This is a genomic window from Diaphorobacter sp. B2A2W2, assembly GCF_056730635.1.
This window is the reverse complement of the sequence record NZ_JBWZOR010000001.1, coordinates 206,342-221,265: the sequence shown is the minus strand read 5'-3', so window position 1 is coordinate 221,265 and position 14,924 is coordinate 206,342. Positions and strand designations below refer to the sequence as shown.

Sequence of the window (14,924 nt, the reverse complement as noted above, 5' to 3'; positions counted from 1 at the left end):
TCAGGCGCGTTCTTTGAGGCGATCGGCGATCCACTGTTCGATCTCCACCGAGTCCCAGCCCACCGCGCGCACGCCCAGGCGCAGCGCCTTGGGGAACTTGCCTTCCTTCATGAGGCTGTAGATGTGCGCGCGCTTGAAGCCGGTCTTGGCTTCGACCTCGGCGCGGCGCAGGATGCGGTGCTCGGGCGGCAAGGCCGGCGCGATGGTCTGCGAAGACATGAGAGGCACTCCTTGACGCTCGATGGCGTTGTTCAGAAAGTGCCTCGCATTCCATATGCTGCTGCTGCGAGATTCACTGCAACTGCAGAACACGCAACTGCAATTGCAGTCTGCTGTTACAGGCTCAGCGCGATGCCTCCAGGTGGCGACGCGCCTGTGCCAGCTTGCTCCACAGCGTTCGCTCGCTGATGCCGGGCCGCCCTTCATGGTGGGCCAGTAGCGCACTGATCACCGCATCCATGTTGCGGAAGGACGAGTAGGCAGAGCCCGCGGGGGACTTGCCCAACAGCAATGTCAGCAGGCCGCCAATGATGTTCAGGTAGGTCGATTCGCTGCGCAGGCCCGGCTCACGCGCATCGCCCTCTCGGATGCGAATGGCATGCTCCTTCGCCAACGCTTCGTGCTGCGCCTTCAGCGCCGTATGCAGTTGTGCGAGTTCGGCAAGCTGCAGCTTGGCGGCCTCGCGATCGGCCAGCAACACGTTCAGCATGGCGACGCTCACCGCAGGGTGCAGTTCGCGCTCAATGCCGTCGAACAGGAACGGAGGCCGCTCACCGGGGTAGTAATGCGACATCCACGCCTTCAGGTCGACGTGGCGCACGATCAACGCAGGATCGTCGAGTGCGGGGCGCTGAGATTCCTGCGCCATGCCTGCCTTGCCATAAGAAAGTTCATCGTGTGCCAGTGCGTCGAAGATGCGCTCGGAAAAAAGGCGCAGTAAGGGCCAGCGCGGAAAGTCGTTCGGCTCGGGCATGGCCCGTGGCCCGAGCGTTTCAAGAATCCGCGGCTCAAAGCGCAACAGGCCCGCCCAACGGATGGCCGCCTCGATCGGGCGGTAGTAGATCCTGGCGCCAAAGGCAAGGCAACTCGATTTCTCCATGTCGCGTGCGTCCCATCGTCGGATCGAACTCCGGCAGACGCGCACCGCCCAAGTGGGCGAGGCGATTGCCCAGAAATCCGGATGAAGCGCAGGGCCGGCCGGCATCGTGGAAGGAGGCGTTGCATCGGCGCTGACGGCCGGCCAAGGGCAAACTACATCTTGCTACGCTTGAAACTCCTCAACCATAATGCGGGCGCTTTGCCTTTGGACCGGCACGCGGCTTGGTGGTCGCGCTCCCCTGGAATCAAGCATGGGTGCCGCGCTTTACCCGAAACCTGGTCAAAGTTTTCCGTAGGAATTCCAACGGCGTAAAGTGCCAATGCGTCAATCGGATGAGCCGGTTTGCAACCAGCAAAAGCTCATGCGTTCCGCGTCAGTGAAATGACCGCGGCGGCGAGCCCGCAGGCGGGTGCTGGAGTACAGAAGGGCGCAGCAATTGCGTCGAAACTGGAATCAGTACAGCGCATGAGCCATGCAGATCGGGTCAGCCGCAAGACCAAAAATGAATCGCGCAATCCGAGAAAACTAGCCGCGCACCTTCCGATAGATCCGCGTCAGATCGCGCGTGATGTGCTTGCGTCCTGATGGCATACACGTTCGGCGCGTTCGATGAACCGCTGCAACGGCTCCGTCATACCACCCTCGGTTCGTAACAGATAGGTGGTTATCGATGCGCTCTGATCGGCCAACGGGCGGACAACAACATCCGCCGGCTGGCAAGTTGCCAAGTGCGCGGCAGTGGAAAAACCTAGCCCGTACCCTGCGGCCACCAACGTCAGCATCAGCCCGTGAGAAGCGGCGTACTCGGCCACAATCGGTTGGACATCGACAGAGCGGAACAGTCGTTCGCTCTGCCGACCGCAACCTTGGCATGCCCGTGGATCACAAAGTACCAGCGGATAGCTCACCACTTCCTGCAACGGCACTTCCTTGAAGGCTACAAGCGGGTGCCGTGCGGGCAGGAGCACTACCAAGGGGTCGGCCCACAACGGCTGAGCAATGATCCCGGCCTCCACTTCATCGACCATTGCAAAGCCGGCGTCGAACAGATCCGCGTTCAGCCCCTGCACGAGTTCGGTCAGCGGTACTTCGGAGAGCCGGATGTTTACCTGCGGCGACTCTTCGCGGCACAGCGCAAGCAGTGCTGATAGCCTCGCCCGCCCTATGTCTCTCGACAGCGCGATGCGCAAAGTGCCCTGAAAACCGGAGGCAGCAGCCTTCGCTCTGGCCACTGCCTGCTCAACGCTCAACATGACGCGGCGGGCGTCCTCCAAGAAGACTCGCCCTGCCCAGGTCAGGGTTGCGCCACGCGGCGTGCGACTGAGCAACGTCACGCCTAGAGTTGTCTCCAGCTTGCGGATCGTGCGTGATAGGGGAGATTGTTCTATGTGCAGCCGCCGAGCGGCTCGACCGAAGTGCAGTTCCTCGGCTACAGCAATGAAGCAGCGAAGATGACGTAAGTTCATGCGCAGTCCTTCGTGACGTGACCAGTCCTTATGATCGTAGGGAGCCGCATGCGTGCGGAGAAGAGACCGGCATGTCTTGCAGCGCCTGCCGTCGCCGGCTTACAGCACGCGGGCAATGGTGTCCGGAGTTATTGCAACGCTGCTTGAGCGCGGGCGGCGGTCATGGCGGATGGCTAGAGCACTCGCGCCAGCGCGCCTCGGCTAGTCTTCTGTGGCCGCAGCGACCCGAGGAAGACAGTCGCGGCGTCTTACGTCACTCCCCGAGGGCGAGCGATTTGGTCTGTCGACACGGGCGGCGGCGCGGCGTCTGAAGCTCGCGCCAGCGGGCATCGCGCCGGATGAACTGTCGATGGGCATGTTCGGCGACTTCGAGATCGCCACCTGTAACCGCGCTGCTGAAGCACTGCGACCGGAGCAGCCGCAGCAAGCGGCTGACGCGGGCGGACAAGCAATTCCTGGAACATGTGCCGCGCATCTTCACTGCCTTGCAGCAAGCCCGCGACAGCGTGAGGGCAGCGGCCAACGGCTTTCACGGTCAGCAACGCATTGCGCTGTCCGATGGCATCACCCCGTCGCGCTTGCCGACCTTGCTGGCGCTATGCCGGCAGGAGGAGCCCGAAGTCGAGTTGCGCCTGTTCGAGGTGCCACTGTCGCAGCAAATCAAGGGGCTGCATGACGATCTGTATGACCTAGGGCCCAGTCTGGTGAAGTGGGTGACGGCATCGTGGCTAAGGTGCTTTGGAGCGACCCCCTCATGGTCGCGGTGCCGGCATGGCATCCGCTGCTCAAGCACAAACGTATCTCACTGGACGAGGTGCTGCGTTATCCGATGGTGCCGTGTGACCCACATGCATGCGGGAGTCATGCACGTCAGATCCAACGAGTGCTGCGGCGGGTGAAGCAGGAACCCGTGATCGCTGAACGGGTGGCTTCTTGGGAACCTGGAACTCGTCGAGGTATATCGATTGGATAGGGGCTAGTCTTCCGTCAGCAGGTGTAGCCATCCCCTGCTAGCGACTTCCATAGAACTTTTCCACGAACGAGCGACGGTAACTCTGGTGGCAGGCTAGGCAGCTTTGCTGGGTCTTGGAGAAAGCCGCGATGACTGCTTGGCCGTCACTCCGCTTTGCGGCCTCGCCCATGGCGGTCGTGGCGTCATGCACCTGTCCATCAAGACCCCGAAACTTTCCAGCGTCTGCCCCAAGCCAGGCAAGGATGCGCATCTTTTCCGACATGGGCGGCTCGGCATGCTTGGCGATTCGTGGTGCTAGCTCGGCGACCAGTGGCCAGTCTTCTTTGGAGATCGCGCCCGTGACGACTTGCATGTCGCGCCCGAGTCTTTCCATTATGGTACGAAGCGCCATTGGCTTTGCCGCCTCTGCGGACTGCGCACCGAGTGCCGTGGCGAAGGTTGCCAAGAGCACGGACAGCGAGACTGTGAAGAACGATCTGGGTTTCAAGGGCTGGTTCACGAATTTCTCCATTGATGTTGTGACGAATGCTTTGGGTCTAACGAATGGTTGCAGGTGTCCTCAAAATTCCAAGCTCAGCGCGATCGATCCGAATGCGTGATAGCCCGCCTGCTGGTCGAACTCGCGGGTTCTCCAAACGCGCATCACGGCAAGCCGCACGCCACGTCCAGCAACGATCCATTGGCTGCTGATGCCGAGAGCTGCTTGCGCGACCCAAGGCCGCCGGCTGACATGGTGGCTATTCCGGAACATGTTTCCGTCGAGTGAGAAGTCCCAGGCGACGGCTTTACCCTCCAGGTTCAGGAAGACATGTGCCCCAGGTTTGGGCGCCAGGACCGATTGCGGCGTTGTCGTGCGCAGATCGGCAACACCAGAGGGCGGGCGGTTCTCCGCGCCAGGGCGGATCGGATAGCTGCCGAAGTCGTTCGGTATGTTCCAGCCCGCGCGAAACTCCACGCCGGTACTGGCGGCGGTTTCGATGTTTCCGACCCGCAGGGCATAGCTGCCGATCACGTCGCTGCCCCATCCAGGGCGGACCGCACCCTCCGTGTACGGCTTGAACTTGCGTTCCATGGCCATCTGAAATGCCGGCTCGTTGCGCAACTGGTTGTCCCAGCCGCGAAATCGCTCGATGCCACGCACCCGATGCACCAGATCCTGCGACTTCTCTGCCAGCGACCAGGGGCCGATCAAGCCCAGGGTTAGTTCGCGTACGTCCAGCATTTCATAGCTGGCAGCCTGTGGGTGGATTCGGCGATTCCACGCCAGGCTCAGGTAGAGCAGGCCAGCGTACGGCCGATTGTCGGGAATCAGATCGGTGCGAGTCTTGTCCTCGGGTGTGTACATAGACTGGCCAAAGCGAACGACGAGGTTCTGCGATGCCGGTTGGTCGCCGGTATCGCGCCAGAAGCCGGGATCGGCCCAGCCGATGAAGCGGGCGTACAAACCAATCGGCTGTGGCAGGCACTCGGGACGGAGCTCGCCTTGCAGATCACGTGAGACTGCTGTTAGCGCGACACCGTTGGTGTAGTTGCGGTCGGAGCCGGTGAATAGATCGTTCTCCAGGCGCAGGGTGCCACCCCGCCAGCGCAGGGATTGCCCTGGCGAGCAGGAGGGAGGATCTGCAGAGAGCGAGAAGTCGGAACCGAAAGCAGAAATCGGGCTGAACAATGCACAGGCAATCAACAAGGTGGCGCACTGCATCGACTGCTGCACCTTGGTGCCGCACAGGCTCCGGCAATACCCGTCGACGCCGATCATGTCGCCCCATCGCCTGCTGCCCTGTTGACGTAAAAGCGTTCGAGGGCACTAACGATTTCCTCGGCTTCGTCTACGCAGGTGAACAAGTCGAGATCGGATGGAGAGACATAGCCTTCGTCGAGCAGAAGATCGAAATCAACTACGCGACGCCAGAATGCACGGCCGACCAGCACCACCGGAATACGCTGCATCTTTCCGGTCTGGATCAAGGTGAGCACCTCGAACAGCTCATCGAGCGTTCCATAGCCACCGGGGAAGGCCACCAAGCCCTTGGCGTGCAACAAGAAGTGCATCTTGCGCAGCGCGAAATAGTGGAATCGGAACGCCAAATTTGGGCACATGTAGGGGTTGGGTGCCTGTTCGTGGGGCAGCGTGATGTTGAGGCCAATCGAACGTGCGCCGACCTCGAAAGCACCGCGGTTGGCGGCCTCCATGATGCCGGGCCCACCCCCGGTGACGACGACGAAATCACGGCGGTTTTGCTGCTGGAAACGCGCCGAAATAAGGCCCGAGAAACGCCTCGCTTGCTCGTAGTGACGTGCCTGTTCGACCCGGCGATTGGCTCGGGCAAGCTCTTGCCTCAGCCCGACATCCTCCGGAGTGACGCGCGCCTGACGCTCCAGCGCGCCAAGACGGGCTTCTGCCGTCTCGGCATCGCTCACGCGTGCGCTGCCGAAGACCACTACCGTCGAGCGAATGCCTTGCTCGTGCAGGATGCGGTCAGGCTTGAGCAGTTCGAGCTGCAGTCGCAGCGGCCGCAGTTCTTCCTGGCCAAGCAGCTCGATGTCTTCGTACGCAAGACGGTACGTTGGCGACTCGCGGATGGCGCGCAGGCGTTCATCGAGATCTTCGGCGGGCTTCATCACTCGTGCGCCAGAAAGTCCGGCCAGCGCAGCGCATGACCATACTCAGGCACCGTGACCTGCCAGCCGAGTTGCTGTTGCAAGAGTTCGGCGAAGGTCTGGGCGGCGGACAGTTCCCCATGCACCACGAAGGTTTGCGCCGGGGGGTGAATAAAACCCCGAGCCCAATCCAGCAACGCCTTTTGGTCGGCATGCGCCGAGAGGCCATCCACGCTGTGGATCGCAGCACGTACCGGAATGTCCTCACCGAAGATGCGCACGCGTTCGGCCCCCTCGATCAGGCGCCGGCCAAGCGTCCCCTGCGCCTGGAAACCGGGAAACAAGATGCTGCATTCGCGGCGTGGCAAGTTGTGCCGCAGGTGGTGCCGGATGCGTCCCGCATCGCACATGCCGCTGGCAGAAATGATGATGGCTCCGGAGCGGATCCGGTTCAGCGCCATGGACTCCTCAGCGCTCGCTGTGAAACTCAGGTATGGGAGGTTCTCGCCGCGCGCGTGCCAGCCGGCCAACCGCTTCGCCTGTTCGTCGAACAATTCGAGATGCTCGCGCGTGATGCGCGTGGCCTGCGTGGCCATCGGCGAATCGACGAATACCTTCGGTTGCCGCAGCCGCCCCTCGCAGGTGAGTCGGTGCAGGTGATAAAGGATTTCCTGGGTTCGGCCGACCGCGAAGGCCGGCACGATGACATTGCCGCCGCGTTCGAACAATGTCTTTTCGACGATGCCGATCATTTCCTCTTCGGTCGCCGAGAAATCCTTGTGCTGGCGGTTGCCGTAGGTGGACTCGATGACGAGGATGTCGGCGTCCTCGATGGTTGTCGGGTCGCGCAGTATCGGGCGCCCCGGCTGGCCGAGGTCGCCACTGAAAACGAGCTTTGTCGGGTAGCCATATTCGGTGACCCAGACCTCGATGATGGCCGACCCAAGAATGTGCCCGGCATCGCGGAAACGGGCGCGCACCCCGACGCGGGGCGCGAACTCCCGGTCGTATTCGATGCCTCGCACCTGCTGCAAGCAGTCGCTGGCATCCTGCAGCGTATACAGCGGCGGCAGTGCGTCCTTTCCGCGGAGTCGCTGCGCATTGCGTTTTGCATCGCTCTCCTGGATGTGGGCACTGTCGGGCAGCATCACGCCCAGCAGATCAACCGTGGCGGGAGTGGCGTAGATGGCCCCCTTGAACCCGGCGCGCGTGAGTTTGGGCAATAGCCCACTATGGTCGATATGGGCATGGGTCAGGAGCACGAAATCAATCGACGCCGGGTCGAACGGGAATGGCTCATGGTTGCGCGCCGCCGCCGTGCGGCCGCCCTGAACCATGCCGCAATCCACCAGGAAGCGTACGTTGAGCGCTTCCACCAAGAAACACGACCCGGTGACTTCGCGCGCAGCGCCCAGAAAATGCAGTTTCATGGGATGCTCACTCCGGTTTTTTCTTTTGTATCGGGCAAGTGCTCAGGCCAAGCAGACGGTAGCCCGGACAGCGGCCAGCCAGGCCGGTGATGAGGGGCATGATTCCGATGAGTCCCAGCCAACGCCAGGATGAATCCAGCCACAGCGGGAGGCTGAGCAGAACCAGTCCGACGACGATGCGGACAATGCGGTCGAGACTTCCAACGTTGATTTGCATTACGGTCTCCTTGTGTTGAGTCAACGGCTTGAAAACGCGACGGGGGCGGCAGCGCCCCGCAGCGGATGGGTTGCGGTCGATGCCGTCGTGGATACGTCCCAGCCGCCACCAAGGGCCTTGTACAGCGCCACCAGTTGCACGGCGGCGTTGGTATGCGCGCGTGCGGCTGCGGTTTCGGCCTCGTGCAGGCTGCGCTGGGCAGCCAGCAGTTCGACCAGCGCAATGTCGCCTGCCGCATAGCGCGCCTTGGCGTGGCCGTAGCTGGTGCGCGCGGCATCCAGTGCCATACCGCGGCGCTCCAGTGTGTCCAGCCCGCCGTGGTAGTCGCCCAGCGCGCGCTCGGCGTCGCCCAGCGCCGTCAGCACCGCCTGCTCATAGGCCAGCGCGGCCTGCCGCTCGGCCGCCTCGCGTGCCCGAATTTCGGCTCGCACACGGCCACCGTCGAACAGGCGCCAGGAAATCAGCGGCAGGATGGAAAAACGCGAGCTGGATGCATCGAACCAATCGCCCGTGCTGAGCGCTTGGAACCCGCCGCCGATACCGATGGAGAGTTTGGGGAACAGTTCGGCCGTGGCCACGCCGATGTCGGCGGAACTCGCTGCCAGGCGACGTTCCGCAGCCAGCACGTCCGGGCGCCGGCGCAGCATCTCTGCGCGCTCGCCCACCGGCAGCGCCCGCAGCGTGCTCGGCGTCAAGGGGCCATCCAGCAGTGCCAGCTCCCGCTCCGGCGGCGCGCCCAGCAGCACGCCCAGGCTGAGTATCGCGGCGCGCTGACGCACCTGGATATCCGGGATGAGCGCGTTGACTGCTGTCCATTGGGCGTACGCCGCCTCCACGTCGGCGGCCGACGCGTCGCCCAGCGCATGCCGCAGGCGCACCAATTCCAAGGTGTGCTGCAGCGTATCCAGTGTGGCCTGTTGTGCGTGCAACTCGTAGCGGGCGCCGACGGCGGTGAACCAGGTGCGCGCGACCTCGGCCACGATGCGCATGCGTACTCCCTGTGCCTCGGCTTCGGTCGCCTGCAGGCGAGCGCTGGCGCCCTCCAGGGCGCGCCGCCTGGCCCCGAACAAGTCGGCCTCCCAGGCCGCGTCGAAGCCCGCGTCGTAGATGGTCTGCGTGGCGTCAAGACCGGGGATGGAGCCTACGAGCAGGGGTCCGTTCTCGCTTTGACGGCGCCGGTTGACGCTCGCGCCAGCGGCGGCGGTGGGCAATGCCTCGCCGGCCACACGATCGCGCAGGGCGCGTGCCTCATCGATGCGTGCCGCAGCCTGGCGCAGATCCAGGTTCTGTGCCAGCGCCGTGGCCATCAGGCGATCGAGGATGGGATCGTCCAGTGCAGACCACCATTGGCTCAAGTCTGCGGACTGGGATTCGCTTGCCAACGGCAAGCTCCAGCCGCTGCCGACGTCGACCGGCGGCGGCTCGCGGTAGTCAGGGCCCACGCTTGCGCAGGCGGTCAGCAGCACGCAGGACAAGGCCAGCGCGAGCGGACGCGCGCGCCCAGGGGTCAGGCCGCTGACGGTTGCGCGAAGAAAGGAAGTGCGGGGCTTGGATTTCATTGCAGGCGTCCTCGGACGAATACGGTGGCCATCGTCAGCGTGGCCAGGGCGATGACCGCCAGCGGCCACAGGCTGGCGAGAATGTCGCCGGGCGGCATGGCCTTGAGAAAGCTGCCTTCGACGATGATGAGGAAGTGGGTCAGCGGAATGGCCTGGGCCAGCCATTGCAGGACGACGGGCATGTTTTCCACAGGCGTCGCAAAGCCGGACATCAGCACCGCCGGCACGCCGATGGCGAACGCCCCCAGGATGGCCTGCTGCTGCGTCATGCTGACCGCGGAAATCATCAGACCGATGCCGACCACCGACAGGATGAACAGCACCAGGCTGGCGAGCAGGAGCGCAAACGAGCCCGTAAACGGGATGCCGAACAGGAATACGCCCGCGCTGATCATGAACAGGCCCAGCGCGGTGCCAATTGCGAGTGCCGGCAGTGACTTGGAAATGATGATCTCTGGCGTCGAGGTGGGGGACACCAGCAACTGGTCGAAGGTGCCGAGCTCGCGTTCGCGTGCAATCGACAGCGAGGTGATGAGCAGCGCGCTGAACAGCGCCAGGATGCCCGTGAGGCCGGGCACGATGAACCAGCGGTAGACCAGATTCGGGTTGAACCAGTGGCGCACGACCACGGGCGTTGGTGCCTGGGCGTCGGGCACGACCTCGGCGCCGACATCGGCGGCGATGGTGGACAGATAGGCTACGGTGATCTGCCCGGAGTTGCTGCGCCGGCCATCGACCAGTACCTGCGCGCGGCCACTTTCGCCGGCGGCGATGGAGCGCGAAAAATCCACCGGGATGGCAAGCGCGGCGATCACCTCGCCACGGTCGATCAGCTCGTGTAGCTGCTGCTGGCTGTCGACATGCCGGACGTGGGTGATGAAGCGGGCGCTGTCCAGGCGCTGTACCAACTCGTGCGACCAGCGCCCCGCATCCTGATCGTAGACGGCGATATCGACGTTGCGCACTTCCAGCGTCGCGGCAAAGGCGAACACCAGCAACTGAAGGATCGGCGGCACGAACACCACCATGCGGCTGCGCGGGTCGCGCAGGACGCTGAGCACTTCCTTGATGAACTGGGCACGCAGGCGGGTGAACGAGAATGCGGAGGTCAACATCGCTTCACTCCAGGTTCTTGCGCGTGGCGCGCTTGGCGATCACGAAGAACAGCACCCCGATCGCCGCCATGGCCGCCAAGTTGGGCAGGAACACGGCCCAGATGTCGCCGGCCAAGAACACCGTCTTCAGCGAATCGACGAAGTAACGCGCCGGAACCAGCCGGGTGATGGCCCGGATTGGCGCGGGCATCGCGTCGATCTCATATAGAAACCCCGACAGCATGAAAGCCGGCTGAAAACCCGTGAACAGCGCGATCTGCGCCGCCAGAAACTGGTTGCGCGCCAGCGACGAAATCAACAGACCCTGACCCAGCGCCGGTACCATGAACACTGCGGACAAGAGCAGCAGCGCCGCCAGCGAGCCCCGCATCGGAACGCCGAACACGAATACCGCCAGCGCCGCCGCGCCCAGCGTGGACAGCATGCCGAGCACGAAGTACGGCAGCAGCTTGCCGATCAGGATTTCGGCCACCGAGGCCGGTGTGGACAGCACCGCCTCCATCGTGCCGCGCTCCCATTCACGCGCCACAACCAGCGCCGTTAGCATGGTGCCGATGATGGTCATGACGATGGCGATGGCGCCGGGAATCAGCGCTCGACGGCTTTCCAGCTCTGGGTTGAACCAGTAGCGCGGCTCCAGCACTACGGCCTGCGGCGGCGCCGCGACATCGAGCCCGGCGCGCCAGGTCTGGACCACGCCGCGGGCGTAGTTCTCGACGTAGTTGGCGGTATTGGGGTAGGAGCCGTCGGTGACGATCTGCACCAGCGGTTCGCTGCCGCGCTGCGCCAGGCGCTGCTCGAAGTCCTGCGGGATCACCACGTAGCCGCGCAGGTCGCCGGAGATCAGTTGATCGGCCACTTCGCGCCGGTCATGGGCGAAATGGGCATCCAGGAAGCGCGTACCGGCAAAGGCCGCCGCAAGCTCTTGCGCTGCAGCGCCGGGCGACTCCAGCACCACGCCGACGCGGACATCCTTCGCATCCAGCGACACCGCATAGGCGAACAACAGCAACAACACCACCGGCAGCACGAACGCGATCAGCAGCGTCGAGGGGTCGCGCAGCGCCTGGTAGCTTTCCTTGGTGACCAGGGCGATCAAGCGCCGCAGATCAAAATGGCGCAGGTCGGTCTGCTGTGGTCCATTCCCGTCTTTGTGCTTTGTGGTGCCGTTCATATGGCGGCCTCCAGCTCGCGGTCCGCCGACTCCACCAGGTGAATGAAGGCGTCCTCCATCGTCGGGTCGGGTCGTTCGGGGCTGATCGCCGAGCGTTTGAGCGCGTCGGGCGTATCCAGCGCAATCAGTTGCGCACGCGACAGCATGGCGACGCGGTCGCAGTACTCGGCCTCGTCCATGAAGTGGGTGGTGACCATGATGGTCACGCCCTTGCGCGCCAGGCCGTTGATGTGGGTCCAGAATTCGCGCCGGGTAATGGGGTCCACGCCCGACGTGGGCTCATCCAGGAACAGCACGGGCGGCCGGTGCATCAGCGAACAAGCCAATGCCAGGCGCTGCTTGTGTCCCAGCGGCAGGGAATCAGGCGTGGCGGACAGCCAGTCGCCCAGATCGAAGGTTTCGATCATCTCGGCAATGCGCTCGCGCCGGGTGTTGCCTTCCAGTCCGTAGACGCCGGCCGAGAATTCCAGGTTCTGCTGCACCGAGAGCAGGCCGTAGAGCGAAAACTTCTGCGCCATGTAGCCGAGCCGGCTCTTGGCCGCTCCGGTGGCGCGGCGCAGATCATGGCCCACTACATGCGCTTCGCCAGCAGTGGGTTTCAACAGGCCGCACAACATCTTGAAAGTGGTGGACTTGCCGGCACCGTTGGGGCCGAGCAGGCCGAAGATTTCGCCCTTTTGCACCTCGAAGCTGACGTTGTCGGTGGCGGTGAACTCGCCGAAGCGCTTGGTGAGGTTTCGGCACGACACGGCAATGTCGAAACCCAGCTCAACCGGCGGCAGACGCTCGGCCAGCGTCGAAGTGCCGCCGGGGCCGCCACCGAGCAGATCGATGAAGGCGTCTTCGAAGCGCGCTGGCACCTGCGCCAGCCGCACCTGCGCCTGATCGGACAGGGCCTGGAGCTGCTCCGCTTGAGCGCCCTCGCGCAACACCACGCGCACGCCGGCGCCTTGGATCACGCCATCGCTCACGCTCTCCAGGTCGAGCGCCTGTGTCAGCACCGCCCGGCGCTCGGCGCCGACGTTCTCCAGACGGAAGCTGCGGCCTTCGAGCTGCGCGGTGAGTTGCTGCGGCGGACCATCGAACAGGAGCTGTCCCTGGTTCAGCAACAGCACGCTCTCGCAGCGCTCGGCTTCGTCGAGATAGGCGGTGGACCACACCACGGCCATGCCCTCGTCGGTCAACGCCTGCACCATGCGCCATAAATCCTGGCGGCTGACCGGGTCGACGCCCACACCGGGCTCGTCCAGCAGCAGCACCTTGGGCCGCGCCATGAGTGCACAGGCAAGGCCCAGCTTCTGCTTCATGCCGCCGGAGAGCTTGCCGGCCAGGCGTTTGGTGAAGGGTCCGAGCCGCGTGAAGTCCAGCAGCTCGGCAAACAGAGCGGCGTTGCAGTCCGCATCCATACCGCGCAACTGCGCGTACAGGCGCATGTTCTCCATCACCGACAGGTCTTCGTACAGGCCAAAGCGCTGCGGCATGTAGCCGCTGGCGACGTGGATGGCGTCGTTGTCCTTGACCACGTCATAGCCTGCCAAGGTGACGTGGCCGGCGTTCGGCACCAGGAGGCCGGTCAGAATCCGCATCAGCGTCGTCTTGCCGGCGCCGTCGGGGCCGACCAGACCGGTCAGCCGCCCATAGTGGATGCGCGCGCTCAAGCCCCGCAGCGCCTTTATGTCGCCGAAATGCTTGTCCACGCCCTCGATGACGACGGCAGCGTCTTCGCGCGCACCCGTAGGCACCGCGGCGATGGCAGGGCTTGCCTGCATCTCAACGCTCCCCCGGGATAGTGGTGCCGGCTTTCGCATCGACCTCGATTGTCACCGGCATGCCCTGGCGCAAGGCACTGTCGCTGTCGGCTTCGTCGATGACGATGCGCAGGCGGTACACCAGATCCGTGCGTAAATCCGTCGTCTCCACCGTCTTGGGGGTGAACTCGGCGCGCGGCGAGATGAAGCCGATCTGGCCGCGATAGACCTTCTCTGATGAATCGCTTTTGACGCGCACCACAGTACCGGGCGCGATACGCCCCAAGTCCGACTCGCCCACGTAGGCGCGCACGTAAACCGGCTTGTCCAGGCTCAGGCTGTAGACCGCGCTCTGGCTTGCAACCATGCTGCCGGGCTCGCGCACCCGTGCGATGACGGTTCCGCTACTGGGCGCCATCAACTCGGTGTCCGCCAAGGCTGTCGTGGCTTGCGCTGCGGCGGCCTGTGCGGCCGCAAGGCGAGCCTCGGCCGCGGCAATGTCTTCCTTGCGAAAGCCTTCGGACGCTTGCGACAGGGCGGCCTTGGCTGCTGCGACGCCCGCGGTGGCTTGATCCCTCGCCGTGCGGGCGGCATCGACCGTGCGCTGGCTGCTGGCGCCTGATGCCAGCAGGCCACTTTGGCGTTGGAAATTGCGCTCGGTTTCGGTGGCGAGCGCCTGTGCCTGCCTGAGCGCTTCGCGCGCCAGGGTGATTTCCTGCGGCCGCAGGCCACGGCGCAGCTTGGCCAGTTCCGCCTGCGCCACTTGCACCTGGGCCTGCGCTGCCGCAAGGGCTTCCCGATACGGCTGCGCGTCGAGCGTCGCCAGCCGCGCACCGGCACTGACGGCATCGCCCTCATCGAAAGCCATTTGCATCACGCGCCCGGGCTGACGGAAGGCCAGTTGCACCTCGCGGATGTCGACGTTGCCGTAGAGGCGCAATGCATCTTGTTGTCCATGGTCGCGCGACAGCCAGAACGCCAGTGCGCCGCCAAGAGCGAGCACGACAACGGCGATCACGACCCAACGGGTTTTTCTGGAAAGGAGGTTTGGAGTTTTCATCGATGGGTTTCCGCTGGATAAAGGTGCTCAGTGCTCGCGTGCGACCGGCGCATTCGCCGCTGACCGGCGCCAGGCTATGGCCGCTATGCCAGCCCACACCAACGTGCGCAGCGTCATGGCGACCACCGTGCGCCGCTCCCAGGCGCCACCCAGAGCCACATGCACTCCGAAAGCCAGGAACACGAGTGCGGTCGCCACCGTGATGACAATCGCCAACCACGCGGCCCAGCGCCGGCGCATCCACAAGCCGACGCCGGCGACGATGTAGGCGATCCCGGCCAGAAAATTGAACCAGAGCACGAAAGGCACATAGTCGCCGGCGGCTTGGCGCGCCGCGCCGTCGACAAACAGGACTGCGCCGCCTTCCCAGATGGTCATCAGGCCAAAACCGATCGCAATCAAGGAGACCACGCGCATCCAGATCGAGCGTCCGCTGTGTGCCGTCATGTTCGTTGCTCCCGATTTGTGGAAGGGTTTGGAGG

At 64.1% G+C, this 14,924-nt stretch carries 14 protein-coding genes and 1 pseudogene; 1 reads left to right on the top strand and 14 read right to left on the bottom strand.

The annotated features are described in order from the left end of the window. The 3 genes from AC1PPL_RS00990 to AC1PPL_RS00980 form a co-directional block, all read right to left on the bottom strand. Positions 1 to 219 carry an AlpA family transcriptional regulator gene (locus AC1PPL_RS00990; protein ID WP_004255100.1) on the bottom strand — a complete coding sequence of 73 codons (219 nt, stop codon included), beginning with the start codon at positions 217 to 219 and terminating at the stop codon, positions 1 to 3. 124 nt (positions 220 to 343) lie between these two features. Next, positions 344 to 1,204: an ATP-binding protein gene (locus tag AC1PPL_RS00985; protein WP_479972422.1), complete on the bottom strand. Its 861-nt coding sequence runs from the start codon at positions 1,202 to 1,204 to the stop codon at positions 344 to 346. Positions 1,205 to 1,653: 449 nt separating this feature from the next. Next, complete coding sequence (locus AC1PPL_RS00980) at positions 1,654 to 2,565, bottom strand: LysR family transcriptional regulator (RefSeq protein ID WP_017244804.1); 912 nt, start codon at positions 2,563 to 2,565, stop codon at positions 1,654 to 1,656. A gap of 410 nt (positions 2,566 to 2,975) precedes the next feature. Here AC1PPL_RS00980 and AC1PPL_RS00975 point away from each other — a divergent pair. Next, positions 2,976 to 3,499: pseudogene (locus tag AC1PPL_RS00975) on the top strand (LysR family substrate-binding domain-containing protein); the annotation flags it as partial. Between the two features lie 76 nt (positions 3,500 to 3,575). On the opposite strand, the gene AC1PPL_RS00970 reads toward AC1PPL_RS00975, so the two are convergent. The 11 genes from AC1PPL_RS00970 to AC1PPL_RS00920 are packed head-to-tail and all read right to left on the bottom strand — an operon-like array spanning position 3,576 to position 14,889. Continuing rightward, positions 3,576 to 4,049, bottom strand: a complete 474-nt coding sequence (locus AC1PPL_RS00970; RefSeq protein ID WP_479972421.1) for a cytochrome c — start codon at positions 4,047 to 4,049, stop codon at positions 3,576 to 3,578. A gap of 48 nt (positions 4,050 to 4,097) precedes the next feature. Beyond that, entirely contained in the window at positions 4,098 to 5,297 is a 1,200-nt protein-coding gene (locus AC1PPL_RS00965; RefSeq protein ID WP_479972420.1) for a lipid A deacylase LpxR family protein, read from the bottom strand. Next, positions 5,294 to 6,160, bottom strand: coding sequence for an LOG family protein (locus tag AC1PPL_RS00960; RefSeq protein WP_023125212.1), 867 nt, complete (start codon positions 6,158 to 6,160; stop codon positions 5,294 to 5,296). The genes AC1PPL_RS00965 and AC1PPL_RS00960 overlap by 4 nt, the downstream gene beginning before the upstream one ends. Next, positions 6,160 to 7,569 (bottom strand): MBL fold metallo-hydrolase RNA specificity domain-containing protein, encoded by a 1,410-nt coding sequence (locus AC1PPL_RS00955; protein WP_065086171.1) that lies wholly within the window; start codon positions 7,567 to 7,569, stop codon positions 6,160 to 6,162. Before AC1PPL_RS00955 ends, AC1PPL_RS00960 begins: the two co-directional genes overlap by 1 nt. A 7-nt stretch (positions 7,570 to 7,576) precedes the next feature. Beyond that, positions 7,577 to 7,786: a YgaP family membrane protein gene (locus AC1PPL_RS00950; protein WP_017244801.1), complete on the bottom strand. Its 210-nt coding sequence runs from the start codon at positions 7,784 to 7,786 to the stop codon at positions 7,577 to 7,579. A 20-nt stretch (positions 7,787 to 7,806) separates the two neighbouring features. Then, positions 7,807 to 9,345 carry an efflux transporter outer membrane subunit gene (locus tag AC1PPL_RS00945; protein WP_479972419.1) on the bottom strand — a complete coding sequence of 513 codons (1,539 nt, stop codon included), beginning with the start codon at positions 9,343 to 9,345 and terminating at the stop codon, positions 7,807 to 7,809. Continuing rightward, positions 9,342 to 10,460 carry an ABC transporter permease gene (locus AC1PPL_RS00940; protein ID WP_017244799.1) on the bottom strand — a complete coding sequence of 373 codons (1,119 nt, stop codon included), beginning with the start codon at positions 10,458 to 10,460 and terminating at the stop codon, positions 9,342 to 9,344. The genes AC1PPL_RS00945 and AC1PPL_RS00940 overlap by 4 nt, the downstream gene beginning before the upstream one ends. A gap of 4 nt (positions 10,461 to 10,464) precedes the next feature. Further along, entirely contained in the window at positions 10,465 to 11,634 is a 1,170-nt protein-coding gene (locus tag AC1PPL_RS00935; RefSeq protein ID WP_479972418.1) for an ABC transporter permease, read from the bottom strand. Next, a complete protein-coding gene (locus AC1PPL_RS00930; protein WP_065086169.1) occupies positions 11,631 to 13,403 on the bottom strand; it encodes an ATP-binding cassette domain-containing protein in 1,773 nt (590 codons plus the stop codon). Before AC1PPL_RS00930 ends, AC1PPL_RS00935 begins: the two co-directional genes overlap by 4 nt. Position 13,404: 1 nt before the next feature. Further along, complete coding sequence (hlyD, locus tag AC1PPL_RS00925) at positions 13,405 to 14,442, bottom strand: secretion protein HlyD (RefSeq protein WP_065086168.1); 1,038 nt, start codon at positions 14,440 to 14,442, stop codon at positions 13,405 to 13,407. A gap of 27 nt (positions 14,443 to 14,469) precedes the next feature. Continuing rightward, the gene (locus AC1PPL_RS00920) at positions 14,470 to 14,889 is read right to left on the bottom strand and encodes a hypothetical protein (protein WP_023125218.1); all 420 of its coding nucleotides are present in this window, start codon (positions 14,887 to 14,889) and stop codon (positions 14,470 to 14,472) included. Positions 14,890 to 14,924 lie beyond the last annotated feature (35 nt).